Raw genomic sequence first — 26,516 nt, 5'->3', positions numbered from 1 at the left:
GACACCCTGTGAGCCACCCCCACCCTGAGCTGACCACGCCCCCCGCCCTTCCCGACAACGGCCTGCGGGTCGTCGCGCTCGGCGGGCTCGGGGAGGTCGGCCGCAACATGGCCGTCCTCGAGACGAAGGGCAAGCTCCTCGTCATCGACTGCGGCGTGCTCTTCCCGGAGGACCACCACCCGGGAGTCGACCTGATCCTTCCGGACTTCACGTACATCGAGGACCGCCTCGACGACATCGAGGCCATCGTCCTGACGCACGGGCACGAGGACCACATCGGCGCCGTGCCCTACCTGCTCCGCCTCAAGGGCGACATCCCGCTCATCGGTTCGACGCTGACCCTCGCCCTCGTCGAGGCCAAGCTGAGGGAGCACCGCATCCGGCCCTACTCCATGGCCGTCAAGGAGGGGCAGCGCGAGCGGGTCGGCGTCTTCGACCTCGAGTTCGTCGCGGTCAACCACTCGATCCCCGACGCGCTCGCGGTGTTCGTGCGCACCGAGGCCGGCACGCTGCTGCACACGGGTGACTTCAAGATGGACCAGCTGCCGCTCGACGGCCGCCTCACCGACCTGCGCGCCTTCGCCCGGCTCGGCGAGGAGGGCGTGGACCTCTTCCTCACGGACTCGACGAACGCTGACGTCCCCGGCTTCACGACCCCGGAGCTCGAGATCGCGCCGGCCATCGACCGGGTGTTCCGCCACGCGCAGCGCCGCGTCATCGTGGCCTGCTTCAGCAGCCATGTGCACCGAGTCCAGCAGGTCCTCGACGCCGCGGAGAAGGCCGGCCGCAAGGTCGCCATGGTCGGCCGCTCGATGGTGCGCAACATGGGCATCGCGGCCGAGCTCGGCTACCTGAAGGTGCCCGACGGCATCCTCATCGACATCAAGAAGATCGAGAGCCTGCGCGACGACGAGCTCGTCCTCATCTGCACGGGTTCGCAGGGCGAGCCGATGGCGGCCCTGTCGCGGATGGCCAACCGCGACCACCGCATCGACGTCGGCCCGGGCGACACGGTGCTCCTCGCGAGCAGCCTGATCCCCGGCAACGAGAACGCCGTCTACCGCATCATCAACGGCTTGATGCGCCTCGGGGCCAACGTCGTGCACAAGGGCAACGCGAAGGTGCACGTCTCCGGGCACGCGAGCGCCGGCGAGCTCCTCTACTGCTACAACATCGTCAAGCCGCGCAACGTCCTGCCGGTCCACGGGGAGTGGCGCCACATGTACGCCAACGCCCAGCTCGCGGTCGCCTCGGGCGTCCCGGAGCGCAACGTGGTGCTCGCCGAGGACGGCGTCGTCGTCGACCTCGTCGACGGCCAGGCGTCCGTGGTCGGCGTCGTCGACTGCGGTTACGTGTACGTCGACGGCAGCAGTGTGGGCGGCGCGGACGAGGCGCTGCTCAAGGACCGCCGCATCCTGCGCGACGAGGGGTTCATCACGTGCATCGTCGTGCTCGATGCGGCGACCGGCAAGATCGCGAGCGGTCCGGAGATCACGGCCCGCGGCTTCGTCGAGGACGAGGAGATCTTCCAGCAGGTCATCCCGAAGGTCGAGCGGGCCGTCGAGGAGGCCGTGGCCAACGGCGTGCGCGACGACCAGCAGCTCCAGCAGGTCGTGCGCCGAGCCGTCGGCTCGTGGGTCGGCGGCAAGGTCCGGCGCCGGCCGATGATCATCCCGGTCGTGCTGCAGGCCTGACGTGAGCGTCCAGACGGCCCCGGGGGAGGCCGGTCCAGACCCCACCGAGGCCACCGGCGAGCCTGTGCTCGACGACTCCGCGCGCGACGACGATGCGGCGCGAGACGCCGCTCGGGTGGCGCGCCTGCAGCGTCGGCTGCGCCGGCTCGCTGACGTGGCCATCGGGCTCGCCCTAGTCGTCCTCGCGGGTGTCGGGGCGCTGCGGTGGCTGGACTCGACGGCATACGTCGTGGTCGTGCTCCAGACGGCGGGCCCCTTCGTCGCCATCGGGCTGGGGCTTCTCGCCGTCGCGACACTGCTGCTGCGACGTTGGTGGATGCTGGTACCGGTCGTCGTCGCGCTCGCGGTCGCGGCCGGCATCGCCGCACCGGCGTTCTTCGCGTCGTCGCAGCCGAAGGCCGACCGTGACCTCACCGTCATGTCGGCCAACGTCTGGGCGGGCCGTGCCAACGCGAGCCAGCTCATGGATGCCGTCCGCTACCACTCGGTCGATGTGCTCGTCGTCCTCGAGGCGACGCCCGCCATGATGCGCCGGCTCGACGCGTCCGGCGCCGGCGACTACTTCACGGCTCGAGAGGGCCTCGCACGCGCCGACACCTTCACCGGCACGATGGTGCTGTCGCGCTACCCGCTGTCGGTGCGCAGCCTGGCCACCGACCCGGCCGTCGAGGGCACTCCCAGCGTCCAGCCCGAGCTCGACGTGACGGTACCCAACGGCTCGGTGCGGCTCAAGGTCGCCCACCCCATGGCGCCGCTCCGGGGCGACACCGACGAGTGGCGGGCGGGGCTCCGGTCGCTCCAGACGTGGAAGCAGCGGCTCGACGGCGACGAGCTCCTCGTCCTGGCCGGCGACTTCAACGCGAGCTTCGCCCACCCGGGCTTCCGCGAGCTGGCCTCGGGGCTCGCCGACGCGCAGACCACCGACGGCCAGGGGTGGGTGCGCACGTGGCCCTTCGCCGGCAACCGGCTGCCGCCCGTCGTGCAGATCGACCACGTCCTGAGCCGCGGGCTGACACTCGTCTCGGCCGGACAGGTGGCGTTCAACGGCACCGACCACGCCGCGGTCTGGGCCAGCTACTCGCTGCCCCCGCGCTGACTCGGGGTCACTCGCCCAGCGGCGTCACCAGGGACGCTCGACCTCGACGTCGCGGGGGTCGGTGCCGTCGACGGCCCATCCGGTCTCGGTGAGCGTCCACGCGGCGTCGGTGCCCTGCTCGACGAGACGAGAGACGGCCGCGACGAGGCGGTCGACGCCCTCGAGGGTGCTGCCGAGGCCGAGGCTGGCGCGCACCGCGGTGGCCGAGCGCTCGCCCCACGGGTCCTCGAGCAGCTCGTCGACGAGCAGGTGCGCGCAGAACTTGCCGTCACGCACGCCGATGCCGTGCTCCACCGAGAGGACCTGCGACACGAGCGAGGAGTCCCAGCCATCGATGGTGAACGCGACGACCCCGACGCGGTCGCTCTCGTCACCGAAGATCGACAGCACCTCGACGCCGGGGACCTCGCCGAGCCCCTGCTGCAGACGCTCGAGCAGCCGGGCCTCGTGGGCCTCGATGGCCTCGCGGTGGCGGCTGATCGTCGCACACGCGGCGGCCAAGGCGATTGCGCCGATGACGTTGGGGCTGCCGCCCTCGTGCCGCGCCGGGCCGGTGGCCCACGTCGTGCCCTCCTCGCTCACCGAGCGCGTGGCGCCACCGCCGAGCAGGTAGGGGTTGCCGGTGTCGAGCCAGTCGGAGCGGCCTGCGAGGACCCCTGCGCCGTAGGGCGCGTACGTCTTGTGCCCGGAGAACGCGACGTAGTCGGCGTCCCACGCGGTCAGGTCGATGGTGCGGTGCGCGGACAGCTGCGCTGCGTCGACGGCGATCCGGGCGCCGTGCGCGTGTGCAAGGGCCGCGAGGCGCTCGACCGGCCAGACTTCACCCGTCACGTTGCTGGCGGCCGCGATGACGACGAGGCGGTTGCGCGACGGGTGGTCGTCAAGGGCTTCCTCGAGGAGGGCGTACGCGTCCTCGACCGTCTGCGGGACGGGCAGGCGCACCGTGCGGTACCGGCCCCACGGCAGCAGCGTCGAGTGGTGCTCCGTGCCGAAGACGAAGACCGTCGTGCGGCTCGGCAGCGCCTTGGACAGCAGCGCCCACGAGTCGGTCGTCGTGCGGGTGAAGACGACGGTGTCGTCCTCGCGTGCCCCGACGAACGAGGCGACCTCGGCGCGGGCCTGCTCGTACCAGGCGCTCGTGAGGCGCGAGGCGAAACCGGCTCCGCGGTGCACCGACGAGTACGTCTCGAGCGCGCGGTCGACCGCGGCCTTGACCGTCTCGAGCGCCGGCGTGGAGGCGGCATGGTCGAGGTTGGCGTAGCCCACCTCGCCGTGGAGCGTCGGGACCCTGAGGTCCGCACCGACGATGGCGGGCAGCGTGCGAGCCTCGGGCACGACGTGCAGGGCGCGGGTCCGCACGACGGGCGCCGGCGCGCCGCCGCAGAGGGACGTGGTGGGAAGAACCGACATGACAGTGCTCCTGGGTCCTGGGACCCACCGGATGCGGGTCCGCGCTTGCCGGCCTCGATCGCAGAAGCGGTTCGAGGTCGACCTGGTCGTCACCCGGAGCACCCCACCGCGGAGGAGGGTTGCTGGCCAGCGAGCCGGGGCTTGTCGCTGGCACTCATGACCTGGCCACGACGATAGGGCGAGCCGCCCGGGACTGTCCACCCATCGACCCGGCGGTGTCGCGATCTGAGACGCCGTCCGGCCGATCCCGCGGGCGGCCACCGTCCGGGTGCCGAGGAGCTGGTCGGCCATGTTGCGCGTGTGACACGTGAGTTCAGCGGGACGTTGACGTACGGTGCGAACATGGGGTCACGTCCGTCCAGCAGCCAGCGACCGAGCACCGCCGCGGCAACACGCGCCAAGGCGTCCACGGGCGGTGCCTCCTCCCGCCCGCCCGCAGCACGCTCGACGCGGCCCGCCCAGCGCAAGCCCGCGGCGCGCAAGCCGGCGTCCAAGGCCGCTTCCAAGACCCGCGACGGCGGCCTTCCGTTCCCGCTCAACGCCATGCGCAACACGTGGATGGGCGTCTCGCACCTGGCTGGGGGGGCGGTCCGCCGGGTCGGCCACAGCGCTGCTGACCTCGAGCCGGAGCACCGCCGCGACGGCATCGGCTTCGCCCTCATCGCCCTGGCCGTCGTCGTCGCCGCCCGTGAGTGGTGGGGCGTGTCCGGCACCTTCGGGCAGGTCGTGCACGCCGTCTTCGCCGGCACCTTCGGACGCGTCGCGTATGCCGTGCCGCTCGTGCTGCTCGCCCTCGGCCTGCGCATGCTGCGGGCGCCGCAGGACGAGGCGACGACCAACCGCATCGTCGTCGGCACCATCGCCCTGACCTTCGCCGCGTGCGGTCTGGCGCACCTGGCGGACGACATCCCGAACCCGCCCGACGGTGCCGAGGGCATGCGCGCGGCAGGCGGCATCCTCGGATTCCTCGCCTCGAGCCCGCTCGCCGCGGCGGTCTCGACGTACGGTGCGCTCGCCCTCCTCGTCCTGCTCGGCGTCTTCGGCCTGCTCGTCATCACGGCCACCCCGGTCAACATGATCCCGGCGCGGCTGCGCCAGCTGCGCGCCCTCGTCATCGACCGCGGCCACCACGACGAGCCCGCCCCCGACGACGCCCCCGCAGCCGCGGTCAAGCGCGCGCGGCGCAAGGCCGTCGACCTCTCGGAGCGCGACGGCGACGAGGCGTTCCGCCAGGCCGCGCAGAAGGCGCTCGAGGACCAGGAGGCGACACGCCTGCGCCCGGGCGAGAAGCGTCCGACCGCTCCGGGCGTGCTCGCGCCGCGTCCGGCCGGGGAGAAGGTCATCGACGCCACCGACCCGAAGACCCTCGGTGCGCCCGACACGAGCAAGGTCGGCCCCAAGGCCGAGCTCATCCCGCCGCCCATGTCGGAGATGCCGGCGCGTGTCGAGCAGCTGAGCCTCGGGGGCGACATCACGTATCGCCTGCCCGACCACGCCATGCTGACGCCGGGACCGGCGCACAAGACCCGCAGCGAGACCAACGATCGCGTCGTCGAGTCGCTGACCGGCGTCTTCGACCAGTTCGACATCGACGCCGCCGTCACCGGGTTCACCCGCGGGCCGACGGTCACCCGCTACGAGGTCGAGCTCGGCTCGGGCACCAAGGTCGAGCGCGTCACCGCGCTGTCCAAGAACATCGCCTATGCCGTCGCCTCGGCCGACGTGCGCATCCTCAGCCCCATCCCGGGCAAGTCGGCCATCGGCATCGAGATCCCGAACCTCGACCGTGAGAACGTCTCGCTGGGAGATGTGCTGCGCAGCCACACGGCGCGCAGCAACGAGCACCCGATGGTCATGGGTGTCGGCAAGGACGTCGAGGGCGCCTACGTCATCGCCAACCTCGCGAAGATGCCGCACCTTCTCGTCGCGGGCGCCACCGGCTCGGGCAAGTCGAGCTTCGTCAACTCGATGATCACCTCGATCCTCATGCGTGCGACGCCGGAGGAGGTACGCCTCATCCTCGTCGACCCGAAGCGTGTGGAGCTCACGGCGTACGAGGGCATCCCGCACCTCATCACGCCGATCATCACCAACCCCAAGAAGGCCGCGGAGGCCCTCGCCTGGGTGGTCAAGGAGATGGACCAGCGCTACGACGACCTCGCGGCGTTCGGCTTCAAGCACGTCGACGACTTCAACAAGGCGGTCCGCGCCGGCAAGGTCAAGCCGCTGCCTGGCTCGGAGCGTCAGATCACGACCTACCCGTACCTGCTCGTCGTCGTCGACGAGCTCGCCGACCTCATGATGGTGGCCCCGCGCGACGTCGAGGAGTCGGTCGTGCGCATCACGCAGCTCGCCCGCGCGGCAGGCATCCATCTCGTGCTCGCCACGCAGCGACCGTCGGTCGACGTCGTCACCGGTCTCATCAAGGCCAACGTGCCCTCGCGCATGGCGTTCGCGACGAGCTCGCTCGCCGACAGCCGCGTCGTGCTCGACCAGCCCGGCGCCGAGAAGCTGATCGGGCAGGGTGACGCGCTCTTCCTGCCGATGGGTGCGAGCAAGCCGATGCGCGTGCAGGGCGCGTGGGTCAATGAGTCGGAGATCCATGAGGTCGTCAAGTTCGTCACGACCCAGCTCAAGCCCAACTACGTCGAGAACGTCACCGTCGCGGCGCCCAAGAAGCAGATCGACGACGACATCGGCGACGACCTCGACGTCCTGCTCCAGGCGACCGAGCTCGTCGTCACGACGCAGTTCGGCTCGACGTCGATGCTCCAGCGAAAGCTGCGGGTCGGTTTCGCGAAGGCCGGCCGGCTCATGGACCTGCTCGAGTCGCGAGGCATCGTCGGCCCGAGCGAGGGCAGCAAGGCGCGCGACGTCCTCGTGCGGCCCGACGACCTCACGCAGACGCTCGCCCTGCTGCGCGGCGAGGATGTCCCGCACCCGAACGAGCCCGCCGACATCGACGACATCGTCGAACCCGCGCAGCCGTATGCTCCCCCGCCTGTCGTCATCGAGCGTCCCGACACCGCAGCGGCCTACGAGCCTGACGACGTGGACCCAGCGCCGCAGCGGACGGCCTCCATCGTCGCGGAGCGCGGCGAGCGTCGTCTCGACGAGGATGAGACGACGGCCGTGCCGGCGTCGTGGACGCCCGGCGACATGACGCGGACGGTCGACGAGGACGACGAGGAGTCCGAGGACGCCTGGAACCTCACCGACCGCGGCGGCCGCGAGCGCTACTGAGCCACCGGCCGCCGGCTCAGTCGGCTCGTGTCGTGGCGACGATGCCGCCGCCTTCGGTGGCGATGAACTTCGTCGGCCGGATGGTCATGACGACGCGCACCGGGATGTCGTCGACGTCGTAGTCCATCCCGTAACGGTGCTGCAGGCCCTTGTAGAACGAGGCCCGCTCGTCGTCGTCGGCGACGTCCTCGACCACTCCACGGATCTCGAGGGAGCGGTAGCCGTCGTGGGGGTCGGCGATGGAGAACGACAGCCGGGGGTCCTTGGCGAGGTTCGCGAACTTCTGCCGGCTCTTCGTGTGCGTGATCCTCAGTCGGGAGCCGTCCCAGTCGAACCACATGACGCTGCTCTGGGGCGCGCCGTCCGGCCGCACCGTGGCGAGGTGGGCGAAGAGCGGTCGTTCCAGCAGGTCGGCGTGGCTCGTCGGTACGCGGGCGGTGGCAGGGCGGTTCGTGTCGGTCGTCATGTCACCTCAACCGCGCCGACGCGCGATCTCATCCCGGCCCCTCGACGCGCTGCGCCGACTGCTCCCGGCCGGCGGGGGCCCGGCTCGCCGGCGACGAGTGCCCGCTCCTCGACCGGTATCCGCACTAGAGTCCCAATGGTGAGTGCGTCGCTGGAGCTCTGGCCGTCATCACCGCGTCGAGCGGGGCCGCCGTCGCGGATCGACCGCCTGCGGCGCAAGATCGTCGAGCTTCCGTGCGCCCTGCTCCTGTTCACCCAGCTCGCTGCGCTGCTGGCCTACCCCTTCATCGAGACGCGCACCGACGACGTCCGCGAGACCGGCCGGGCGATCTTCGGTCTCATCGGGCTCGTCGTGCTCTTCCTCGCCGTGCGCGCCGTCCGCGCCACGCCCGCCCTCACCTGGGTCGCGGTCGTGCTCGGTGGGCCGGTCGTGGCGCTGACCGTGGCCGAGGCCGTCTGGCCGGACAGCGTGGTCGTCGGGTTCTGGAGCGCCGTGCTCCACGCCCTCTTCTACGTCTACACGGGCTACGGCCTGCTCCGGTACATGTTCGCCGACAACTGGGTGACCCGCGACGAGCTCTACGCGACGGGGGCGACGTTCACCATCGTGGCGTGGGGTTTCGCCTACCTCTACGTCGCCGTCCAGCTCATCTGGCCGCACTCCTTCACCATCTACGGCGAGGTCGATCCCGGCACCCGCTCGTGGTTCGAGCTGCTCTACCTGTCGATCACGACGATGACCTCGACGGGCCTGTCGGACATCTACGCGGTGGAGCCGCACGCGCGGGCGTTCGTCCTGCTGCAGCAGATCGCCGGCATGCTCTACGTCGCGCTCGTCGTCGCCCGTCTCGTCGGGCTCACCATCGCGCGCTTCCGCCAGTAGGCCGCCGGCGAGGTTGTGTGCCGTGTGGCCGCCTCGCGCTCAGCCCGTGCCGTCGAGCTGGGCGAACGTCCGCAGGCTCGGGGCCCGCGTCGTCTGGAGGTCGCGGGCCACCGCCTCGACGTCACGCATGACGCGCAGCGTGTTGCCGCGCACGAGCCGCGCGACGTCGTGCTCCGACCACGAGCGCTCGAGGAGTGCGGCGACGAGGCGTGGGTAGCCGCTGACGTCCTCGAGCCCGATCGGGAAGGTGTCGGTGCCGTCGTAGTCGCCGCCGATGCCGACGTGGTCGATGCCGGCGACCTCGCGCACGTGCTCGAGATGGCCGACGACCTGCTCGATGGTGGCGTCGGGCTTGGGGTGCTCGCGCTGCCACGTCGCCGTGAAGCGGCCGAACGCCTCCCAGTCCTTGGCGTCGATGCCGACCTCCGCGGCCGCCGCCGCGGCCTCGACCCGCCACTCGGCGGTCGCGGGGGAGACGAACTCGGGCACGAACGTCACCATGCACACGCCGCCGTTGGCCGGGAGGGTCGCGAGCACGTCGTCCGGGACGTTGCGCGGTGTGTCGCACAGCGCGAGCGCCGAGGAGTGGCTGAAGATGACCGGCGCGTCGGCCGTCTCCAGCGCGGTGCGCATCGTCGACACGGCGACGTGGCTGAGGTCCACCATCATCCCGAGCCGGTTCATCTCGTGCACGACCTCGCGGCCGAACTCGCTGAGCCCGCCGACGGCCGGCACGTCGGTCGCCGAGTCGGCCCACGGCGTGTTGTCGTTGTGCGTCAGGGTCATGTACCGCACGCCGAGGACGTGCAGCAGGCGCAGCGTCGCGAGCGAGCAGCCGATCGAGTGCCCACCCTCCGCCCCGAGGAGTGAGGCGATGCGGCCCGTCGCGGCGGCCCGCTCGACCTCCTCGGCGGTGCGCGCGAGGGCCAAGCGGTCGGCGTACGTGGCGATCATCCTGTGCACGGCGTCGACCTGCTCCAGGGTCGCGGTCACGGCCGAGTCGCCCTGGAGGGTGCTCGGCACGAAGACCGACCAGAACTGCCCGCCGACACCACCTTCAGCCAGACGCGGCAGGTCGGTCTGGGTCGTCGTCAGCCGACTGCCCACGTCGAGCGTCTCGAAGTCGTAGCCGGCCAGCTCGCGAGCTGCCCACGGGAGGTCGTTGTGCCCGTCGACGAGGGGGTGCTCACGTAGCACCGTCCGGGCCCTCGCGAGCGGGTCGGTCGGTTCGAGGGGGGTGCTTGCGAGCATGTCGGCCATTGAACACCCCGCCATCTAGAGTGGACGCATGACCCCACCCCACCCGAGCGTCGACAAGAGCGTCGCACTCGTCACCCTCGGGTGCACCCGTAACGAGGTCGACTCCGAGGAGCTGGCCGGCCGTCTCCTCGCAGAGGGATGGCGTCTCGTCGACGACGCGGCCGAGGCCGACGTGGCGGTGGTCAACACCTGCGGGTTCGTCGAACAGGCGAAGAAGGACTCCATCGACGCGCTGCTCGAGGCGTCCGACCTCAAGGGCGACGGCGGCCGCACCCAGAAGGTCGTGGCCGTCGGCTGTCTCGCCGAGCGCTACGGCAAGCAGCTCGCCGACCAGCTGCCCGAGGCCGACGCCGTCCTCGGCTTCGACTCGTACCGCGACATGAGCTCGCACCTCCAGACGATCCTCGCGGGCGGCCACGTCGAGAGCCACGTGCCCGGAGACCGGCGCGCGCTGCTCCCGGTGACCCCCGTCGAGCGGCAGCAGGGGGCCGCCGGGGTGGCGCTGCCCGGCCACGGAGACGCGGACCGGCCCGACGACGCACGCGTGCCCGCGTCGGGCCCACGCGTCATCCGCGCCAGGCTCGACGGCCGTCCGTGGGCGCCGCTCAAGATCGCCTCCGGATGCGACCGCCGCTGCTCGTTCTGCGCCATCCCGATGTTCCGCGGAGCCTTCGTCTCTCGCCGTCCCGCCGACGTCGTCGCCGAGGCGCGGTGGCTCGCCCAGCAGGGCGTCAAGGAGCTGTTCCTCGTCTCCGAGAACTCCACGTCGTACGGCAAGGACCTCGGTGACCTCGGGCTGCTCGAGAAGCTGCTCCCCGAGCTGACCGCCATCGAGGGCATCGAGCGCGTCCGGGTCTCCTACCTCCAGCCGGCCGAGATCCGCCCGGGGCTCCTGCGCGCCATGGCCGACACCCCCGGTGTCGTGCCGTACTACGACATCTCCTTCCAGCACGCCTCCGAGCCGCTGCTGCGCTCGATGCGCCGCTTCGGCTCGCGCGCGTCGTTCCTCGAGCTGCTCGACCGGGTGCGCGCAGACGCACCCGAGGCCGGCGTCCGCTGCAACGTCATCGTCGGGTTCCCCGGCGAGACCGAGGCCGACCTCGACGAGCTCGAGGCCTTCCTCACCGTGGCACGCCTCGACGTCGTGGGCGTGTTCGGCTACTCCGACGAGGACGGCACCGAGGCCGAGTCGTATGCCGGCAAGCTGGCCCCCGAGGTCGTCGCCGAGCGCCTCGACCGCTTCACCCGCCTCGTCGAGGAGCTCAACACGCAGCGCGCCGAGGAGCGTGTCGGCGAGCGTGTCGAGGTCCTCGTCGAGGAGATCGACGACGAGGACGGGTCCGTCGTGGGCCGCGCGGCCTTCCAGGGCCCGGACGTCGACGGCGTGACGACCGTCCGCGTGCCCGACGGCGCGCCCAGGCCACGGGTCGGTGACCTCGTGTCCGCCGTCGTCGTCGGCACCGAGGGGATCGACCTCGTCGCGGAGCCGCGATGACTCCGCAGACCTTTCACCGGGGGGAGGGGCCGGCGCCCCGGCCCACCGACTGGAACCTGCCCAACGCCCTGACCGTGCTGCGGTTCCTCCTCGTGCCGGTCTACGGCGTGCTGCTGTTCCAGGACGGCGGAGGCGAGCCGTGGTGGCGGTTCTGGGCATGGGTGGTGTTCGCGTTCGCCGCGGTCACCGACGGTGTCGACGGCAAGCTGGCCCGGCGTCGCGGTGAGATCACGAACTTCGGCAAGGTCGCCGACCCCATCGCCGACAAGGCCCTGACCGGCACCGCCTTCATCGGACTGTCCGCGCTCGGGGTGATCTGGTGGTGGGTGACGGTCGTCATCCTCGTGCGCGAGATCGGCATCACGGTCCTGCGCTTCGTCGTCATCCGCCACGGCGTCATGCCTGCCGGCCGCGGCGGCAAGCTCAAGACGATGCTCCAGACCCTCGCGCTCGGCTCGCTCACGCTGCCGCTGTGGGAGTGGCCGTTCGGCGATGTGCTCACGACGGCCGCCCACGTGCTCCTCGGGGCGGCGCTCGTCATGACCGTGCTGAGCGGGGTCGACTACGTCTTCAAGGCCGCGCGGCTCCGCGAGACCAGCGAACGCACGAGGGCGCGTCGGGCCACACGCGCCGCGCAGCGCGAGGCGCGCGCCGCTCGGGTTGCAGGCCAGCCCACGCCGCCACCGGCCGACGACGCTCCAGCACACGCCACGTCGACCGAGGCCGGTGCCACCGAGACCACCCTGAACCGCGACTGACGTGGCCGCGGACGCCACCGGCACGAGCGACCCGCCAGGTGCCCGACGGGGGACGCCGGGGGCGACCCTCGTGGCGCACCTGACGAAGCGCGGCGAGACCCTCGCGTGCGCCGAGTCGCTCACAGCCGGCCTCGTCGCCGCGACGGTCGCCGACACGCCCGGCGCGTCCGCGGTGCTCCTCGGCGGCGTCGTCGCGTACTCCGCGGACGTCAAGCTGGCCCTCCTCGACGTGCCCGCCGACCTCCTGGCCACAGCCGGCACCGTCGACCCCCGGGTCGCCGTCGCGATGGCAGAGGGCGTGCGGCGGCGACTCGGCGCGACGTGGGGCGTCGCCACCACGGGCGTCGCGGGTCCCGGCCCCTCGGAGGGGAAGCCCGCCGGCACGGTCCACGTCGCCGTCGCCGGCCCGTCGGGAACAGCGACGCGCTCCCTGGAGTTGAACGGGACCAGGGCCGAGATCCGGTCGGCGACCGTCGCCGCGGTGCTGCGGCTCGCGGTGCAGGAGACGGGCGCCACGTCCCCAACTCCTGCGCCGGCGGCGGACCCTGGGGGTACGGTAGGGCTGTCGGACCCGCTCGACGGCGGCCCGGCACCCGGACGCACGAGACCAGCGACCTGAGGAGGACGGCATGACGACACTGTTGCGACGCGAGCTCGGTGACGTCCTTCGGGAGCGCCGGCGCGCCCAGGGCCGCACCCTTCGTGAGGTCTCCGCGACGGCATCGGTCTCGCTCGGCTACCTCAGCGAGGTGGAGCGTGGCGAGAAGGAGGCCTCCTCCGAGCTGCTCGCCTCGATCTGCGGTGCACTCGACCTGCCGCTGTCACAGGTCCTCATCGACGTCTCGAGCCGGATGGCCGAGAGCGAGGGCCTGGCCCTCACCGTCGCGCTGCCCGTGCCGTCGGGCGACGTGGTGTCTGCCTCCGCGGCCTGATCGTCTACCGTTCGAGCGTGCGCCCGCCGTTCTCGGACCTCGACTCACGCCTTGACCGAGCCGCTCTTCACGGCGGTGAGGGCGCGGCCCTCTCGGTGTGGCTGGGGGACCTCGACGGCCGCCCCCGCTACGAGCACGAGGCGCACGCTGCCCACTACGCGGCCTCGACGATGAAGCTGCCGCTCGTCGTTGCGGCCTTCCGTCGCGTCGTGAGGGGTGAGCTCGACCTCGACGCGCAGATCCCGGTCCGCGGGACGTTCGCGTCGGTGCTCGACGGCTCGCCGTTCGACCTCGACGAGACCGAGGACCAGGACCCCGTGACGTGGGCGGCCATCGGCCGCACTCGGACCCTGCGTCAGCTGGCCGAGCAGGCCATCACCCACTCGAGCAACATCGCGACGAACCTGCTCGTCGACGTCGTGGGCCTCGGCGAGGTCGCCACCGTGCTGCGCCTCGCCGGCTGCTCGTCGGCCACCGTCGTCGGGCGTGGCATCGAGGACGCCCGCGCGCGAGCGGCCGGCATCACCAACACGGTGACCGCCGCGGACCTCGGCCTGCTCATGGCAGCGGTCGGCCGGCGCGAGCCCGACCTCGGCGGCGAGGCCGTGCTCGGCCCCGTCGAGGAGCTGCTGGCCGGCCAGCTGCACCTCGACCAGGTGCCGGGCGGCCTGCCTCCCGGCACGCCCACCGCGAGCAAGTCCGGCTGGGTCCCCGGTGTCTCGCACGACGTGGCGCTCGTTCGACCCGAGGGGGAGGAGCCGTTCGTCCTGGCGGTGTGCACGACGATCGACCTCGGCGAGTCCGATGCCGCGGCCTTCGTGGCCGGTATCGCCCGCGACGTCTGGCGCGCCACGCACCCCGACGGTACGAGCGAGCCGTATGCCGCCGCGCGCCATGACGCGTCGACGACCCCGACGACCCCGACGACCCCGACGAGCGGAGTGAAGCCGGCGTGACCACGATCGAGCGCGTCGTGACGACCTCGTCGTCGGTGCCGCTTCACACGCCCTTCGTCACGGCCCTGCGCCGCACGGAGACCACCGACACCGTCGTCGTGACGATCACCGACAGCGACGGCCGCACCGGCTGGGGAGAGGCACCGCAGGTCTGGCAGGTGACGGGAGAGTCGCTCGCGAGTGCCACGGCCTGCATCGAGGCGATGCTCGCCCCGGCGGTGGCCGGGCGCCCCCTCGACGACCGCGATGATCTCGCCGCTGCGGGCGACCTCGTCCAGCGACGCGTGGCCCGCAACTTCGGCGCCAAGGCCGCCGTCGATGCGGCTCTGCACGACCTCGTCGCCCAGGCGGAGGGCATCTCGGTCGCGGCCCTGCTCTCGACCCGCCCGGACGGCATACCTGATCGGCTGACCACGGACGTCACGCTCTCGGCCGGCGCAGCCGACGCCCTTGCCGACACCGCGCGCGAGCGGGTGTCGGCCGGCTTCCGCACCCTCAAGATGAAGGTCGGCACCGACGCGAGCACCGACGTCCAGCGCGTCGCGTCGGTGCGCGACGCGGTCGGTCCCGACGTCGCGATCCGGCTGGACGCCAACCAGGGCTGGACGCGCGAGGAAGCCGTGCAGGTCATCCGAGCGCTCGAGGTTGCGGACCTCGGCGTCGAGTTCGTCGAGCAGCCCGTCGTCGCCGAGGACGTCGAGGGCCTCGCGTGGGTGCGCCAACGCGTGGGCCTGCCGATCATGGCCGACGAGTCCTGCTACGGCCCCTACGACCTCGAGCGGGTCATCCGGCTCGGCGCGGCCGACCTCGTCAACGTCAAGCTCGCCAAGTGCGGGTCACTCACGGTCGGACGCGACATGCTGCGCCGTGCGCACGACGCCGGGCTGGGGACCATCGTCGGCTCGATGATGGAGAGCCACGTCGGCGTCGGTGCGGCTGCTGCCCTCGTGGCGGCCGAGCCCACGACCGAGGTGAGTGACCTCGATGCTGCCTGGTGGTCACATCGGTCACCCGTCGTCGGGGGTATCGACTACCGCGGCGACGAGATTCGGGTGCCCAGCATCGGGGGGTTCGGTATCTCCGGGTTCGGTATCTCCGGGTTCGCCTCACAGAGCTGACCGCACACATCACGAAGGACCCCGCGGCAGCGGGGCCTTCGTGATGCGGGACCCGACGTCAGTTGGCGAGCACCCGGAGCGTGAACGCCGCCTCACCGTTGCCGGCGCTCGAGCTGTTGAGACCGATCGCGCGCATGCCCTCAACGACGGCCCTCTCCTCGCCCTTGAGCTCGCCGATGTAGGTCTTCTCCAGCTTGTCGAGGTCGAGGAACAGGACGGCGTTGGAGCCGCTGACGTCGCCGACCGCGGCCTTGAAGCCCTCGGCGTCGCCGAGCCTGCCGCCGGCCTTGAGGTCGTCGGCGTAGTCGGGCGTCGTCGCGACGTAGACCTTGTCGCCCTCGACGCGCGTCGTGAGAGCATCGCCACCGCCCATGGCCGCGTCGGTCAGCTGACCGACCAGCTTGGCCGCACGCTTGGCGTCGCTCGAGACGACCTTGGCGCCCATGACGAAGGCGTCCTTCTTGAAGTCCTGGTCGGGCACCGCAACAGTGAACGAGCCTCCGAGGAGGACCTTGAGGTCGTCCGGGAGCTTGATGCCGAGGTCGCGCTCGATCTCGGCGAGGACGTCCGTCTGGCCGCCGCCGATGGCGCCGAGGGTGTTCAGCTGCTTCTCGAGCTGCGGCCACGACGCATCGATCGACTGCTCGGCCCCGGAGACGTGGAGTGCCGCCATCGTGTTGGCCGGCAGGTTGGCGAGCTCGGCCCCGTCACCCTTCGCCATCATCTTCGGGTCGCCGCCGCGGACGACACCCGCGAGCTCGAGGTACTCGGCGTCGAAACGCAGCGCTGCCGCCACCCGACCCTTGGTGTCGCCGATGGGTGCCGGACTCGTGTCGCCGCTCAGCTTCTGGATCTCCTTGAAGCCTGTGCTCATGTCGAACCACGCAGACAGGACGCCCTGCTCGCCGAGGGCGGTCATGTCCTCCGTGAAGCCGGTGTTCTGGGAGAGCGTGCCCTTGGCCGCCGCGGCGAGGGTTGCGTCACCGACGCCGGGAGGCGTGATGATCGCGTAGCCGTCCTTCATGCGCAGCTCGGTGTCGTCGTGCTTGTCGCACGCGAAGAGCCGCGTGAGGCTGTCCTTGGCCGCCGCCTCGTCCTTGACCTGGATGGCGACGGCGACATTGGGCTTCTCCGCGGTGCCACCGGGGCGCAGGGCGGCGCCCACGCGGTCGCCGAGCCACGGCGCGATGTCCGTGTCGTAGGCGAACTTCGCGACGCAGTCGTTGCCCGCGTCCTTCGTGACGACCTCCCACAGCTTCTTGCGCGGGTCGTCGCTGCCGAGGGTGTTGCGCACGTCCTTGAGCTTGCCGAGGAAGCGGACCGCGGCGACCTTCTGGCCGGCCGACGGGTCGATGTCGAGGCGGACGTACGCGTATGCGTCCCCCGGCAGCACGTCGGAGGGCTGGGATCCGCTGCCGCTCAGCGTCTGGTAGGCGTACGCCCCTGCGCCACCCACCAGCAGGGCAGTGACGAGCGCGGCGACGAGGACCCCGGTCCGCTTGCGGCCGCCGGCCGCGGGAACCGGGGGCTCGTCGGCAAGGGCCACGCCCGCGGCGCCCGGAGGGGCTGCCTCTCCCGTCGCTGCCGGGTAGTCGTACCGCGGCATGGGCGTCGTGGGCCCGCTGTCGGATCCGTGGCCGGAACCGAGAGAGGGTCCGTTGCTGGCGTCGGTCATGGTGTGCTCCCCTGAAGAGTTCGGCGTCCCAGGTCGGTGGGCGGACGAGAGGACGATACCGGCCCTGTCGGACGTTCGCGGGCGGTTGCGACAACGCTCCGACGACGGCCTTGCGCGAGCGGGTTCCGGCCCTGTCGGTGGCAGACTGCTGGAGTGCGGATGAGCCACTTCTGGACCTTGATGGAAGACGAGTTCGGCGCGGCCTACGCCGGGTCGCTCGCCCGCGACCACGTGCTCGGTGCCCTCGGCAACCGGACGGTGCTCCAGGCGCTCGCCGACGGCGAGGCGCCGCGCGACGTGTGGGACGCGCTGTGCATCGACATGGACGTGCCTCCCGAGCGTCGGCTGGGGCGCGACACGAGGGTCGCGCGCGGCGCGCAGGGCGGCCAGGCCGGACGTCCGTGACCCTCGCTCGAGCGCGAATCACCTTGCGGCGCGGCGACATCACGACGGACGACACAGCCGACGCGATCGTCAACGCGGCCAACAGCTCGCTGCTCGGGGGAGGCGGCGTGGACGGTGCGATCCGCCGCGCCGCGGGGCCGGGCCTGCTCGCCGAGTGCCGGCGGCTCGGCGGCTGCGACACCGGCGACGCGAAGATCACGGGCGCTGGTCGGCTCCGCGTCCGCCATGTCATCCACACCGTCGGCCCGGTCTGGCGCGGGGGAGACCACGGTGAGGCCGGCCTCCTTGCGAGCTGCTACCGCCGCTGCGTCGAGGTCGCCGATGAGGCCGGGTGTGCGGTCCTCGCCTTTCCCGCGATCTCCTGCGGTGTCCACGGCTATCCCCTCGAGCGGGCCGCCGACGTCGCCGTGCGCTCCCTGGTGGAGGCGCTCGACCGCCACCGCGACGTACGGGAGGCACGCTTCTGGCTCTTCTCCGAGCCGGCGTACACCGCCTTCCACCGGCCCCTGGAGGGCGTCGCGCCTGCGGGGTGAGGTCGATCGGACGGCTGGTCGGCGTGTCGCATCGACTTCGAACAGGTGTTCGGTACTGTTCTCCACAGGTCCTGCGCCACCACCCGCATCGTCCACAGGCCGTCTCGTGGTCCATCCCGATGTCGGCGCCGGCACCTAGCGTCTGACCCGACAGCGGATCTCTCAGGACGAGCCGTCACCCGGGTCGAAGGTAGACGACCGCAGCGTAGACGGCAGATAGGTGACCGACATGGCATCGGTGCAGACAAAGGACAAGGACAAGGCCCTCTCCTCGGTGATGGGCCAGATCGAGAAGAGCTACGGCAAGGGCGCCGTGATGCGACTGGGCGACGACGTCCGCCCGCCGATCGAGGTCATCCCCACCGGGTCGATCGCCCTCGACGTCGCGCTCGGCATCGGCGGTCTGCCGCGCGGTCGGGTCGTCGAGATCTACGGCCCGGAGTCCTCGGGCAAGACGACGGTGGCGCTCCACGCGGTCGCCAACGCACAGAAGGCCGGCGGCATCGCGGCCTTCATCGACGCCGAACACGCCCTCGACCCGGAGTACGCCAAGAAGCTCGGTGTCGACACCGACGCGCTGCTCGTGTCCCAGCCCGACACGGGGGAGCAGGCGCTCGAGATCGCCGACATGCTGATCCGCTCCGGTGCGATCGACATCATCGTCATCGACTCCGTCGCCGCGCTCGTGCCCCGCGCCGAGATCGAGGGCGAGATGGGTGACAGCCACGTCGGCCTCCAGGCCAGGCTCATGAGCCAGGCGCTGCGCAAGCTGACCGGCGCGCTCAACTCCACCGGTACGACCGCGATCTTCATCAACCAGCTGCGCGAGAAGATCGGTGTCATGTTCGGCTCGCCCGAGACGACCACCGGTGGCAAGGCGCTGAAGTTCTACGCGTCGGTGCGCCTCGACGTGCGTCGCATCGAGACCCTCAAGGACGGCACCGACGCCGTCGGCAACCGCACCCGCGTCAAGGTGGTCAAGAACAAGGTCTCCCCGCCCTTCAAGCAGGCGGAGTTCGACATCCTCTACGGCCATGGCATCTCCCGCGAGGGCGGCCTCATCGACATGGGTGTCGAGCACGGCTTCGTCCGCAAGGCGGGCGCTTGGTACACCTACGAGGGCGACCAGCTCGGCCAGGGCAAGGAGAACGCCCGCAACTTCCTCAAGGACAACCCCGACCTCGCCGACGAGATCGAGAAGAAGGTCAAGGAGAAGCTCGGCGTCGGGCCGCGCGTCGACCAGCCGGCCGAGGTTTCGGACGTGCCCGTCGACTTCTGATCATGGGCGCCTCCGACCAGGAGACCGTGAACGACCGCCTGGCTCGCGCTGCGGCCGCCCTCGCAGAGGCGGAGGGCGTCGCCGGGGCCCGGGCCGGCGGTGCATGGGGATCGGGATCGGGGGAGCGGCCCGACTGGGCGCCCCCGCCCGACGACCCACAGGCAGTCGTCCCCGAGGCAGACGCAGACGCGGTCGCGAAGGCCATCGTGCTGCGTCAGCTGAGCATGGCCCCTCGCAGCCGGGCCCAGCTCGAGAAGAAGCTGCGGCAGCGAGGCTGTGACGACGAGATCGCGGCTCGCGTCCTCGACCGGATGACCGAGGTCGGGCTCGTCGACGACGAGGCCTACGCGCAGATGCTCGTGCGATCGCGGCAGTCCGGCAAGGGACTCGCGCGGCGCGCCCTCGCCCATGAGCTGCGCAAACAGGGCATCGACCAGGCGGTCGCCGACGAGGCGCTCGGGCAGGTGGGCGCCGGCGACGAACGCGTCAAGGCCGAGCAGCTCGTCGCGAAGAAGCTGCGCACGATGCGCGGTCTCGCGCCTGACGTCCAGGCCCGGCGCCTTGCGGGCATGCTCGCACGCAAGGGCTACCCGGGCGAGCTGGCGTGGCGGGTCGTCCGCGACGCGATCGACGGACTGCCCGAGCACCAGCGCGACTGAACGTCAGGGAGCGTTGCCGAACGTCGGGCGATGACGGTGCCGACGTCGCGGAGACCACGAAGGGGTGAGGACCGTGTGGTCCTCACCCCTCGGGTGCTTCGGTCGCGCTCAGGCCTGGGACGGGACCAGAGCGATCGCCGAGACATCGAACTCGAGCTTGACCTTCTCGCTCACGAGGACGCCGCCGGTCTCGAGCGCGGCGTTGAAGGAGAGGTTCCACTCGGTGCGGTCGATGGTGATGCCGCCCTCGAAGCCCACGCGGGTGTTGCCGAACGGGTCCTTGGCCGAGCCGGTCTCCTCGAACGGGACCGTGACGGACTTCGTGACGCCGTTGATGGTCAGGTCACCGGTGATGTCCCAGTCGGTGCCGTCGCGCTCGACGTTCGTCGAGACGAAGGTGATCTGCGGGTGGTTCGCGATGTCGAAGAAGTCGGGGGTCTTGAGGTGGCCGTCGCGCTGCTCGTTGCCGGTCGTGACGCTCGCAGCCTGGATCGTGACGGAGACCGAGGAGTTGGCCGGCGTCGTCGTGTCGACGTGGGCGGTGCCCTCGAACTCGTCGAAGTGGCCGCGGACCTTCGTCACCATGGCGTGGCGGGCCGAGAAGCCGATGCGCGTGTGGCTCGGGTCGATCGTGTAGTCGCCGGAGATGTCGTCGACGGCGACGGAGGTGGCCTCAGCGGGGGCCTCGGTGACGGCCTGGTCCTTGGTGCGGTTGAACAGTCCCATGATGTGTCCTTCGGAGTAGTGGTTGAACTTTCAACAACTATGATGCTTGAAACTGGTTGAACTGTCAAGCACCCACGTCAACGGACCGGGGTGGGGACCTATTCCCGGGCCGCCACGCAGGTTTTCCGGCAACTCGCCCGACTCTGGCCCCTCGTCGCGGGGGCGAAGGGGTGACGCCGGGCGGCACCTTGCCGCGGCACGGGCCCGCACGCCGTACCCTTGTCGGTGCCATGACAACGCAGAACTCCGCGCAGATGCCCACCGCCGCCGGGCGCAGGACGTACGACGTGCGCACCCATGGGTGCCAGATGAACGTCCACGACAGTGAACGCCTCGCGGGCCTGCTCGAGACAGCAGGCTACGTCGACCTCGCCAGCCTGCCGGCAGGGGAGCGACCCGATGTCGCCGACGTCGTGGTCTTCAACACCTGTGCCGTGCGCGAGAACGCCGACAACAAGCTCTACGGCAACCTCGGCCAGCTCCGCCCGGCGAAGCAGAAGAACCCAGACATGCAGATCGCCGTCGGTGGCTGCATGGCGCAGAAGGACCGTGGCGCGATCGTCCAGCGGGCGCCTTGGGTCGACGTCGTCTTCGGCACGCACAACATCGGCTCCCTGCCGGCCCTGCTCGACCGCGCCGCGCACAACAAGCGCGCCGAGGTCGAGATCCTCGAGAGCCTCGAGGTCTTTCCGTCCACCCTGCCGACTCGCCGCGACTCCGCCTACAGCGCGTGGGTCTCGATCTCCGTCGGCTGCAACAACACCTGCACGTTCTGCATCGTGCCGAGCCTGCGGGGCAAGGAGCAGGACCGCCGGCCGGGTGAGATCCTCGCCGAGATCGAGGCTCTCGTGGCCCAGGGTGTCGTCGAGGTGACCCTGCTCGGCCAGAACGTCAACACCTACGGTGTCGAGTTCGGCGACCGCCTCGCCTTCGGCAAGCTGCTGCGCGCCTGTGGTGAGATCGAGGGTCTCGAGCGCGTCCGGTTCACCAGCCCCCACCCGGCCGCCTTCACCGATGACGTCATCCTCGCGATGGCGCAGACCCCGAACGTCATGCCGAGCCTGCACATGCCCCTGCAGTCGGGCTCCGACAAGGTCCTCAAGGACATGCGCCGCTCGTACCGCAGTGCGAAGTTCCTCGGCATCATCGAGAACGTCCGCAAGCACATCCCCGACGCGGCGATCACGACCGACATCATCGTCGGCTTCCCGGGCGAGACCGAGGAGGACTTCCAGGGCACTCTCGACGTCGTGCGCGAGTCCCGCTTCTCGAGCGCCTTCACCTTCCAGTACTCCATCCGCCCCGGCACGCCCGCCGCCACGATGGACGAGCAGGTCCCCAAGTCCGTCGTCCAGGAGCGTTTCGACCGGCTCATCGCCGTCCAGGAGGAGGTCAGCTGGGCCGAGAACCGGGCGCTCGAGGGCCGCGAGGTCGAGGTGCTGGTCGCCCCGTCCGAGGGGCGCAAGGACTCCGAGACGAAGCGCCTGTCGGGTCGGGCCCGCGACAACCGACTCGTCCACTTCGCGGTGCCGCAGGGGGCTGACGTCCCCCGCCCCGGCGATGTGGTCACGGTGCGGGTCACCTACGGCGCCCCGCACCACCTCGTCGCCGACTCCGGTGTCGAGGGTGGCACGTACGCCGTCCGGCGCACTCCCGGCGGTGCCGCGTGGTCCGCGCTCCAGGACGCACCGCAGGGTACCGGCAAGCCGGCCGTCAGCCTCGGCATGCCCTCCATCGGCCGCCCGACCCAGTCGGCGCCCGCGCCCCCGGCCTGCGCCGCGCACTGATGACGCGTCGACCTGCCCCGCTGCTTCGAACCGAACGCCCGGGCCGGGCCCGAACGCGCTGGTGGAACACCGAGTTCGAGACCGAACGCCGCGTTCGGTGCTGGGAGGGTGGGCGATTCGGGCCCGCGATGCCCGTCGTGCTTGACTTGTCGCATGACCGTGCGCCCCATCGTCATCTCCGGTGAGCCTGTGCTGCACCGGGCCGCCGCCCTCGTGACGCAGTTCGACGACGACCTGCGCACACTCGTCGACGACATGTACGAGACCAACGTCGCCGCCAACGGGGTGGGGCTGGCCGCCCCGCAGATCGGCGTCGGGCTGCGAGTCTTCATCTGGAGGATGGCCAACGAGGACGGCGTGCCGGAGCAGGGGCATGTCATCAACCCGACGGTGACCACCTCGAAGGTCCCGCAGGAGCGGCCCAACCCGGACGAGGAGACCGAGGGATGCCTGTCGGTGCCCGGCGAGGCCTTCCCGCTCAAGCGCGCCGAACGCGCCCATGTCGTGGGGGTCGACGTCGACGGCATGCGCGTCGAGTTCGACGCAACCGGGTGGTTCGCCCGCTGCATGCAGCACGAGTACGACCACCTCAACGGCACGCTCTACGTCGACCGGCTCGACGAACGGCAGTCGAAGAAGGCCCGCAAGGCGGTCAAGCGCAACGGCTGGGGCAAGCCCGGCAGCTCGTGGCTCCCGGGTGTGGATCGCGACCCCTTCGGCCACGATGACGACAGTGACGAGCACGCCGACGAGCTCGTCGGCTGAGTGGCGGCGGCGACTGTCGGCGACGTCCCCCTCCCACGTGCCGTGGTCCTGCCGTGAGCGCTGAGCCGCTCGCGTCGGCTGTCCTGCCGATCGTCGCCGTCGTCGGGGCGACGGCAACGGGCAAGTCCGACCTCGCGCTGGACCTCGCCGAGCGTCTGACCGGTGAGGTCGTCAACGCCGACGCGATGCAGTTCTACCGAGGCATGGACATCGGCACGGCCAAGCTGCCCATCGCCGAGCGACGGGGGATCACCCACCACGAGCTCGACGTGCTCGACGTGACGCAGGAGGCGAGCGTGGCCGCCTACCAGGCCGCGGCACGCGACGACTTCGCCGCCATCGCGGCGCGGGGCCACCGTCCCGTGCTCGTCGGCGGATCCGGCCTCTACGTGCGCGCTGCGCTCGACCGGCTCGAGATCCCGCCCACCGACCCGGAGCTGCGCCGCCAACTCGAGGCCGAGGCCGAGGTCATCGGCCCCGCGGCGCTGCACGAGCGGCTGCGCGCGGTCGACCCACAGGCCGCGGCAGTGATCCTGCCGGCCAACGTCCGACGTGTCGTGCGCGCCCTCGAGGTGGTCGAGGTCACCGGGCGACCGTTCAGCGCGTCAATGCCCAAACGTGAGTTCGTCTCTCCGGCAGTGGTCCTCGGGCTCAGGGTGGACCGGGACGTTCTCGACGCGCGCATCGTGCATCGCGTCGATCGGATGTGGGACGCCGGTCTGCGCGCCGAGACGGAGCGGCTACTCGGCGCGGGCCTGCGCGACGGCGTGACGGCGAGCCGGGCGATCGGCTACAACCAGGCCATCGCGGTGATCGACGGCCTTCTCGACGAGCACCAGGCGCGCAGCGAGACCGCGCAGGCCACCCGTCGCTACGCGCGTCGGCAGGAGTCCTGGTTCCGTCCCGACCCGCGCATCGTCTGGCTCGACGCCCTCGCGGACGACATGCTCGACCGGGCCCTCGACGCGGTGCGCGGGGCGGATGTCACCGCGCGACACGGCATACCGGAGAATGGCTGACATGACGCGCTTCACGAAGGGCCACGGCACGGAGAACGACTTCGTCCTCGTGCCCGACCTCGAGGGCTCGCTCGAGCTCACGCCCGCCCAGGTGCAGCGCATCGCCGACCGGCACGCTGGTCTCGGCGCCGACGGCGTCATCCGTGTCGTGCGCACCGCCCACGCCACCGACGACCTCGTGCGGGCGCAGGCCGACGAGGCGGAGTGGTTCATGGACTACCGCAACGCGGACGGGTCGCTCGCGCAGATGTGCGGCAACGGCACGCGCGTCTTCGCCGAGTACCTTCGCCGCGAGGGTCTCGCGTTCGGGTCGACGTTCGCCATCGCCACCCGTGCGGGCGTCAAGACCGTCCGCGTCGTCGAGGACGGATATGCCGTCGACCTCGGTCCGTGGCGGCTCGTCGACGAGGAGGGAGCCCGTCGTGACGGCTTCGACGTCATGGTGAAGCCGCGTCACGGCAAGCCCGTGCCGGCACTCTCTCTCGACCTCGGCAACCCCCACGCCGTCGTCATGCTGCCCGAGGGCATCACCCTCGAGAACCTCGACCTCGGCGAGGCGCCGCAGCTGCACCCCGAGGCCGCCGACGGCGCGAACGTCGAGTTCGTGCGTGCAGTCGGTGCGGGCCACATCGCCATGCGCGTGCACGAGCGGGGCGTCGGCGAGACCCGGTCATGTGGCACGGGTGCCGCGGCCGCGGCACTCGCGACCCGCTTCTGGTCCGGCGTGGAGGACGACTCGCCGTGGACAGTCGACGTGCCGGGCGGCCGCCTCACCGTGACGCCCCTGCCCGGTCAGCGCGTCGAGCTCGCCGGCCCGGCGGCTCTCGTCGCCGACGGGGACTTCCCGCTCTGACTCCTCGCACGCTGCCCGGAGACCTCGTCGGCGTCGGTCGCGGGATCGGTGCCGGCGAGGCGGTGACCCTCGAAGAGCGGGCCGCCGTGCAGCGCGAGCACGTCGTCGGCGAAGGCGAGGAGCAGTGACACGTCGCCGCCCGCCGCCGTGACGAGCCCCTGCTCGTGGCGCGCGCGCCAGTCGCTGCCGTCGCGCGTGTCGAGATCGGCGAGCTCGCGGACCACCCACTTGCCGCGACCCCACCAGTGCCCGGCCCCGTGCAGGAGCAGGCGTGCAGCCTCGTCGGCGAGCATCGTGGCGGTGACGAGCCGCTCGTGGGCGTCATGCGCGTGGGTCACGTCGTCCATCGCGTCCGTGACGGCATACCTGAGGGACGCGAGGTCGTCACCGGCGAGCCGCGGCGGACCCGCGGACAGCAGGGCCCGTGCCGTCGCCTGCCACTGCCGGCCCGAACCGTCGGTGTCGACGAGCACCTCGGAGCGGCCGACGAGGCGAGGCATCGTCGGCCGTCCGCTCCTCGCGTCGCGCCGGACGTAGAAGTCGAGCGAGGTCTCCGTGTGGACGAAGAGCTCGACGGGCCACCCGCGGTAGCGCCTCGAGTCCCGGAACGGCGCCGGCGGGCCGGCGAGCAGCACCGTCACGTCGAGGTCGGAGCCGGGCGTGTCCTGCCCGAGGATGACGCTGCCACCGAGCCACGCCGCTCGGGCCTCGGGGAACCACAGGGCGACGAGGGCGCGCGAGTCCTCCACGGCGGTCCCGACGTCAGGCACGGCGCACCTCGAGGATGCGGAACGCCTTGGCCGACGACAGGCGCGTGCACCTCAGCCCCCAGTCCTGCGCGTTGATCCACTTCTGGAGCGAGTCGGAGCCGAGGTGCTTCTGCACGACGAGATACGCGGCGCCGTCGGCGGTGAGCCGGGGGAGCCACCGCCCGAGGATGCCGTGCAGCGCGGCCTTGCCCACGTGGATCGGGGGGTTGGACCAGATCGTCGCGAAGCGCACGTCGTCGGGGACGTCGTCGGGCTCGCAGAAGGTGGCCGTGCTCACTCCTGAGGCCAGGGCGTTGGCGCGCGCCAGCTCGACGGAGCGACGGTTGACATCGACGCCCCAGACCCGGGCGGCGGGGGAGCGGAGGGCGAGCGCGATCGAGATCGGGCCCCAGCCGCAACCGATGTCGAGCAGGTGGCCCGTGGCGCTCGGGTCCGGTGCTCGCGAGAGGAGCACGGCCGTTCCCGGATCGAGCCGGTCGGGGGAGTAGACGCCACGCGCCGTCGTCAGGGTCAGCTGATGCCCTTCGAGGGTGACCTCGATCGTGCGGCGTTCCTCCGGCGTGGCCGGCTCGGCGCTGAAGTAGTGGTCGGTCGGCTCGCTCATCACCGCCACCGTATCGGCCCGCAGCTCGCGAGGTGTCCGGCACCGTCGCGCCTAGCGGACACCTCGAGGGCCGGCTTTCGGGCACAAACGAGTGGCTCGTGGCGTTGTAGGGGTGGGACCATAGGGAGAAC

General features: G+C 71.4%; 25 protein-coding genes and 1 riboswitch. Of the genes, 18 read left to right on the top strand and 7 right to left on the bottom strand.

All coding sequences use genetic code 11. The features are described 5' to 3' along the window. Nucleotides 1-8 precede the first annotated feature (8 nt). Entirely contained in the window at nt 9-1,694 is a 1,686-nt protein-coding gene (locus H9I49_RS08740; RefSeq protein ID WP_188029962.1) for a ribonuclease J, read from the top strand. A gap of 1 nt (nt 1,695) precedes the next feature. Continuing rightward, on the top strand, nt 1,696-2,790 hold the full coding sequence (locus H9I49_RS24405) for an endonuclease/exonuclease/phosphatase family protein (protein ID WP_188029961.1): 1,095 nt from the start codon (nt 1,696-1,698) through the stop codon (nt 2,788-2,790). Nucleotides 2,791-2,814: 24 nt separating this feature from the next. Here the strand turns inward: H9I49_RS24405 and H9I49_RS08730 are convergent, their stop codons facing one another. Next, on the bottom strand, nt 2,815-4,200 hold the full coding sequence (locus tag H9I49_RS08730) for an aminotransferase class V-fold PLP-dependent enzyme (RefSeq protein WP_188029960.1): 1,386 nt from the start codon (nt 4,198-4,200) through the stop codon (nt 2,815-2,817). Nucleotides 4,201-4,236: 36 nt separating this feature from the next. After that, a riboswitch (SAM riboswitch) is annotated at nt 4,237-4,362 on the bottom strand. Nucleotides 4,363-4,542: 180 nt separating this feature from the next. On the opposite strand from H9I49_RS08730, the gene H9I49_RS08725 reads away from it, so the two are divergent. Then, entirely contained in the window at nt 4,543-7,443 is a 2,901-nt protein-coding gene (locus H9I49_RS08725; protein WP_370587493.1) for a DNA translocase FtsK 4TM domain-containing protein, read from the top strand. 16 nt (nt 7,444-7,459) lie between these two features. On the opposite strand, the gene H9I49_RS08720 is transcribed toward H9I49_RS08725, so the two are convergent. Then, nucleotides 7,460-7,909 (bottom strand): PPOX class F420-dependent oxidoreductase, encoded by a 450-nt coding sequence (locus H9I49_RS08720; protein WP_188029958.1) that lies wholly within the window; start codon nt 7,907-7,909, stop codon nt 7,460-7,462. A 135-nt stretch (nt 7,910-8,044) separates the two neighbouring features. On the opposite strand from H9I49_RS08720, the gene H9I49_RS08715 reads away from it, so the two are divergent. After that, nucleotides 8,045-8,791, top strand: coding sequence for an ion channel (locus tag H9I49_RS08715; RefSeq protein WP_223128468.1), 747 nt, complete (start codon nt 8,045-8,047; stop codon nt 8,789-8,791). A 39-nt stretch (nt 8,792-8,830) separates the two neighbouring features. Here the strand turns inward: H9I49_RS08715 and H9I49_RS08710 are convergent, their stop codons facing one another. Then, nucleotides 8,831-10,051 (bottom strand): dipeptidase, encoded by a 1,221-nt coding sequence (locus H9I49_RS08710; RefSeq protein WP_188029956.1) that lies wholly within the window; start codon nt 10,049-10,051, stop codon nt 8,831-8,833. 28 nt (nt 10,052-10,079) lie between these two features. Here H9I49_RS08710 and rimO point away from each other — a divergent pair, with 28 nt between their 5' ends. Genes rimO through H9I49_RS08680 form a run of 6 tightly spaced genes read left to right on the top strand, consistent with a single transcriptional unit; the run spans nt 10,080 to nt 15,310 of the window. Further along, entirely contained in the window at nt 10,080-11,546 is a 1,467-nt protein-coding gene (gene rimO / locus H9I49_RS08705) for a 30S ribosomal protein S12 methylthiotransferase RimO (RefSeq protein ID WP_188029955.1), read from the top strand. After that, nucleotides 11,543-12,304, top strand: a complete 762-nt coding sequence (gene pgsA / locus H9I49_RS08700; protein ID WP_188029954.1) for a CDP-diacylglycerol--glycerol-3-phosphate 3-phosphatidyltransferase — start codon at nt 11,543-11,545, stop codon at nt 12,302-12,304. The genes rimO and pgsA overlap by 4 nt, the downstream gene beginning before the upstream one ends. A gap of 1 nt (nt 12,305) precedes the next feature. Next, nucleotides 12,306-12,923 carry a CinA family protein gene (locus H9I49_RS08695; protein WP_188029953.1) on the top strand — a complete coding sequence of 206 codons (618 nt, stop codon included), beginning with the start codon at nt 12,306-12,308 and terminating at the stop codon, nt 12,921-12,923. Between the two features lie 10 nt (nt 12,924-12,933). Then, nucleotides 12,934-13,236, top strand: coding sequence for a helix-turn-helix domain-containing protein (locus H9I49_RS08690; protein ID WP_188029952.1), 303 nt, complete (start codon nt 12,934-12,936; stop codon nt 13,234-13,236). Between the two features lie 17 nt (nt 13,237-13,253). Next, nucleotides 13,254-14,192, top strand: coding sequence for a serine hydrolase (locus H9I49_RS08685; protein ID WP_188029951.1), 939 nt, complete (start codon nt 13,254-13,256; stop codon nt 14,190-14,192). Continuing rightward, a complete protein-coding gene (locus H9I49_RS08680) occupies nt 14,189-15,310 on the top strand; it encodes a dipeptide epimerase (protein ID WP_188029950.1) in 1,122 nt (373 codons plus the stop codon). Before H9I49_RS08685 ends, H9I49_RS08680 begins: the two co-directional genes overlap by 4 nt. Nucleotides 15,311-15,368: 58 nt before the next feature. On the opposite strand, the gene H9I49_RS08675 is transcribed toward H9I49_RS08680, so the two are convergent. Further along, nucleotides 15,369-16,985: a DUF3352 domain-containing protein gene (locus tag H9I49_RS08675; RefSeq protein ID WP_188029949.1), complete on the bottom strand. Its 1,617-nt coding sequence runs from the start codon at nt 16,983-16,985 to the stop codon at nt 15,369-15,371. A gap of 159 nt (nt 16,986-17,144) precedes the next feature. On the opposite strand from H9I49_RS08675, the gene H9I49_RS23425 reads away from it, so the two are divergent. From H9I49_RS23425 to H9I49_RS08660, 4 genes are all read left to right on the top strand, one after another. Next, complete coding sequence (locus tag H9I49_RS23425) at nt 17,145-17,390, top strand: DUF3046 domain-containing protein (RefSeq protein WP_223128467.1); 246 nt, start codon at nt 17,145-17,147, stop codon at nt 17,388-17,390. After that, nucleotides 17,387-17,923, top strand: coding sequence for an O-acetyl-ADP-ribose deacetylase (locus tag H9I49_RS08670; RefSeq protein ID WP_370587492.1), 537 nt, complete (start codon nt 17,387-17,389; stop codon nt 17,921-17,923). The genes H9I49_RS23425 and H9I49_RS08670 overlap by 4 nt, the downstream gene beginning before the upstream one ends. A 229-nt stretch (nt 17,924-18,152) precedes the next feature. Next, entirely contained in the window at nt 18,153-19,202 is a 1,050-nt protein-coding gene (gene recA, locus H9I49_RS08665; RefSeq protein ID WP_188029948.1) for a recombinase RecA, read from the top strand. Nucleotides 19,203-19,204: 2 nt separating this feature from the next. Further along, nucleotides 19,205-19,861: a regulatory protein RecX gene (locus H9I49_RS08660; protein WP_188029947.1), complete on the top strand. Its 657-nt coding sequence runs from the start codon at nt 19,205-19,207 to the stop codon at nt 19,859-19,861. Nucleotides 19,862-19,969: 108 nt separating this feature from the next. On the opposite strand, the gene H9I49_RS08655 is transcribed toward H9I49_RS08660, so the two are convergent. Further along, nucleotides 19,970-20,587, bottom strand: a complete 618-nt coding sequence (locus tag H9I49_RS08655; protein ID WP_188029946.1) for a YceI family protein — start codon at nt 20,585-20,587, stop codon at nt 19,970-19,972. A 230-nt stretch (nt 20,588-20,817) separates the two neighbouring features. Here H9I49_RS08655 and miaB point away from each other — a divergent pair, with 230 nt between their 5' ends. From miaB to dapF, 4 genes are all read left to right on the top strand, one after another. Continuing rightward, nucleotides 20,818-22,374, top strand: a complete 1,557-nt coding sequence (gene miaB, locus H9I49_RS08650; protein ID WP_188029945.1) for a tRNA (N6-isopentenyl adenosine(37)-C2)-methylthiotransferase MiaB — start codon at nt 20,818-20,820, stop codon at nt 22,372-22,374. Nucleotides 22,375-22,527: 153 nt separating this feature from the next. After that, nucleotides 22,528-23,139: a peptide deformylase gene (gene def / locus H9I49_RS08645; protein WP_188029944.1), complete on the top strand. Its 612-nt coding sequence runs from the start codon at nt 22,528-22,530 to the stop codon at nt 23,137-23,139. Nucleotides 23,140-23,192: 53 nt separating this feature from the next. Beyond that, nucleotides 23,193-24,158 (top strand): tRNA (adenosine(37)-N6)-dimethylallyltransferase MiaA, encoded by a 966-nt coding sequence (gene miaA / locus H9I49_RS08640; RefSeq protein ID WP_370587491.1) that lies wholly within the window; start codon nt 23,193-23,195, stop codon nt 24,156-24,158. Between the two features lies 1 nt (nt 24,159). Continuing rightward, nucleotides 24,160-25,011, top strand: a complete 852-nt coding sequence (gene dapF / locus H9I49_RS08635; RefSeq protein WP_188029943.1) for a diaminopimelate epimerase — start codon at nt 24,160-24,162, stop codon at nt 25,009-25,011. Here the strand turns inward: dapF and H9I49_RS08630 are convergent. Both H9I49_RS08630 and H9I49_RS08625 read right to left on the bottom strand, forming a co-directional pair. Next, complete coding sequence (locus H9I49_RS08630; RefSeq protein WP_188029942.1) at nt 24,951-25,781, bottom strand: nucleotidyltransferase domain-containing protein; 831 nt, start codon at nt 25,779-25,781, stop codon at nt 24,951-24,953. The genes dapF and H9I49_RS08630 overlap by 61 nt on opposite strands. Further along, the gene (locus tag H9I49_RS08625) at nt 25,774-26,385 is read right to left on the bottom strand and encodes a class I SAM-dependent methyltransferase (RefSeq protein ID WP_188029941.1); all 612 of its coding nucleotides are present in this window, start codon (nt 26,383-26,385) and stop codon (nt 25,774-25,776) included. Before H9I49_RS08625 ends, H9I49_RS08630 begins: the two co-directional genes overlap by 8 nt. Between the last annotated feature and the right edge of the window lie 131 nt (nt 26,386-26,516).

The sequence above is a fragment of the Terrabacter sp. MAHUQ-38 genome, assembly GCF_014518425.1.
In the GTDB taxonomy this organism is placed as follows: Bacteria; Actinomycetota; Actinomycetes; order Actinomycetales; family Dermatophilaceae; genus Terrabacter.
Note: the sequence above shows the minus strand (reverse complement) of the source record. Positions and strands in the feature narration are given on the sequence as shown.

Excerpts from the sequence above, each read along its gene's own strand:
- H9I49_RS08625 (WP_188029941.1), bottom strand. The coding sequence starts at position 26,385 with ATGAGCGAGCCGACCGACCACTACTTCAGCGCCGAGCCGGCCACGCCG.
- H9I49_RS08725 (WP_370587493.1), top strand. The coding sequence starts at position 4,543 with ATGGGGTCACGTCCGTCCAGCAGCCAGCGACCGAGCACCGCCGCGGCA.
- H9I49_RS08715 (WP_223128468.1), top strand. The coding sequence starts at position 8,045 with ATGGTGAGTGCGTCGCTGGAGCTCTGGCCGTCATCACCGCGTCGAGCG.
- pgsA (WP_188029954.1), top strand. The coding sequence starts at position 11,543 with ATGACTCCGCAGACCTTTCACCGGGGGGAGGGGCCGGCGCCCCGGCCC.
- H9I49_RS08660 (WP_188029947.1), top strand. The coding sequence starts at position 19,205 with ATGGGCGCCTCCGACCAGGAGACCGTGAACGACCGCCTGGCTCGCGCT.
- miaB (WP_188029945.1), top strand. The coding sequence starts at position 20,818 with ATGACAACGCAGAACTCCGCGCAGATGCCCACCGCCGCCGGGCGCAGG.
- rimO (WP_188029955.1), top strand. The coding sequence starts at position 10,080 with ATGACCCCACCCCACCCGAGCGTCGACAAGAGCGTCGCACTCGTCACC.
- def (WP_188029944.1), top strand. The coding sequence starts at position 22,528 with ATGACCGTGCGCCCCATCGTCATCTCCGGTGAGCCTGTGCTGCACCGG.
- H9I49_RS08720 (WP_188029958.1), bottom strand. The coding sequence starts at position 7,909 with ATGACGACCGACACGAACCGCCCTGCCACCGCCCGCGTACCGACGAGC.
- H9I49_RS08710 (WP_188029956.1), bottom strand. The coding sequence starts at position 10,051 with ATGGCCGACATGCTCGCAAGCACCCCCCTCGAACCGACCGACCCGCTC.
- dapF (WP_188029943.1), top strand. The coding sequence starts at position 24,160 with ATGACGCGCTTCACGAAGGGCCACGGCACGGAGAACGACTTCGTCCTC.
- H9I49_RS08655 (WP_188029946.1), bottom strand. The coding sequence starts at position 20,587 with ATGGGACTGTTCAACCGCACCAAGGACCAGGCCGTCACCGAGGCCCCC.
- H9I49_RS23425 (WP_223128467.1), top strand. The coding sequence starts at position 17,145 with ATGAGCCACTTCTGGACCTTGATGGAAGACGAGTTCGGCGCGGCCTAC.
- H9I49_RS08730 (WP_188029960.1), bottom strand. The coding sequence starts at position 4,200 with ATGTCGGTTCTTCCCACCACGTCCCTCTGCGGCGGCGCGCCGGCGCCC.
- recA (WP_188029948.1), top strand. The coding sequence starts at position 18,153 with ATGGCATCGGTGCAGACAAAGGACAAGGACAAGGCCCTCTCCTCGGTG.
- H9I49_RS08690 (WP_188029952.1), top strand. The coding sequence starts at position 12,934 with ATGACGACACTGTTGCGACGCGAGCTCGGTGACGTCCTTCGGGAGCGC.
- H9I49_RS08675 (WP_188029949.1), bottom strand. The coding sequence starts at position 16,985 with ATGACCGACGCCAGCAACGGACCCTCTCTCGGTTCCGGCCACGGATCC.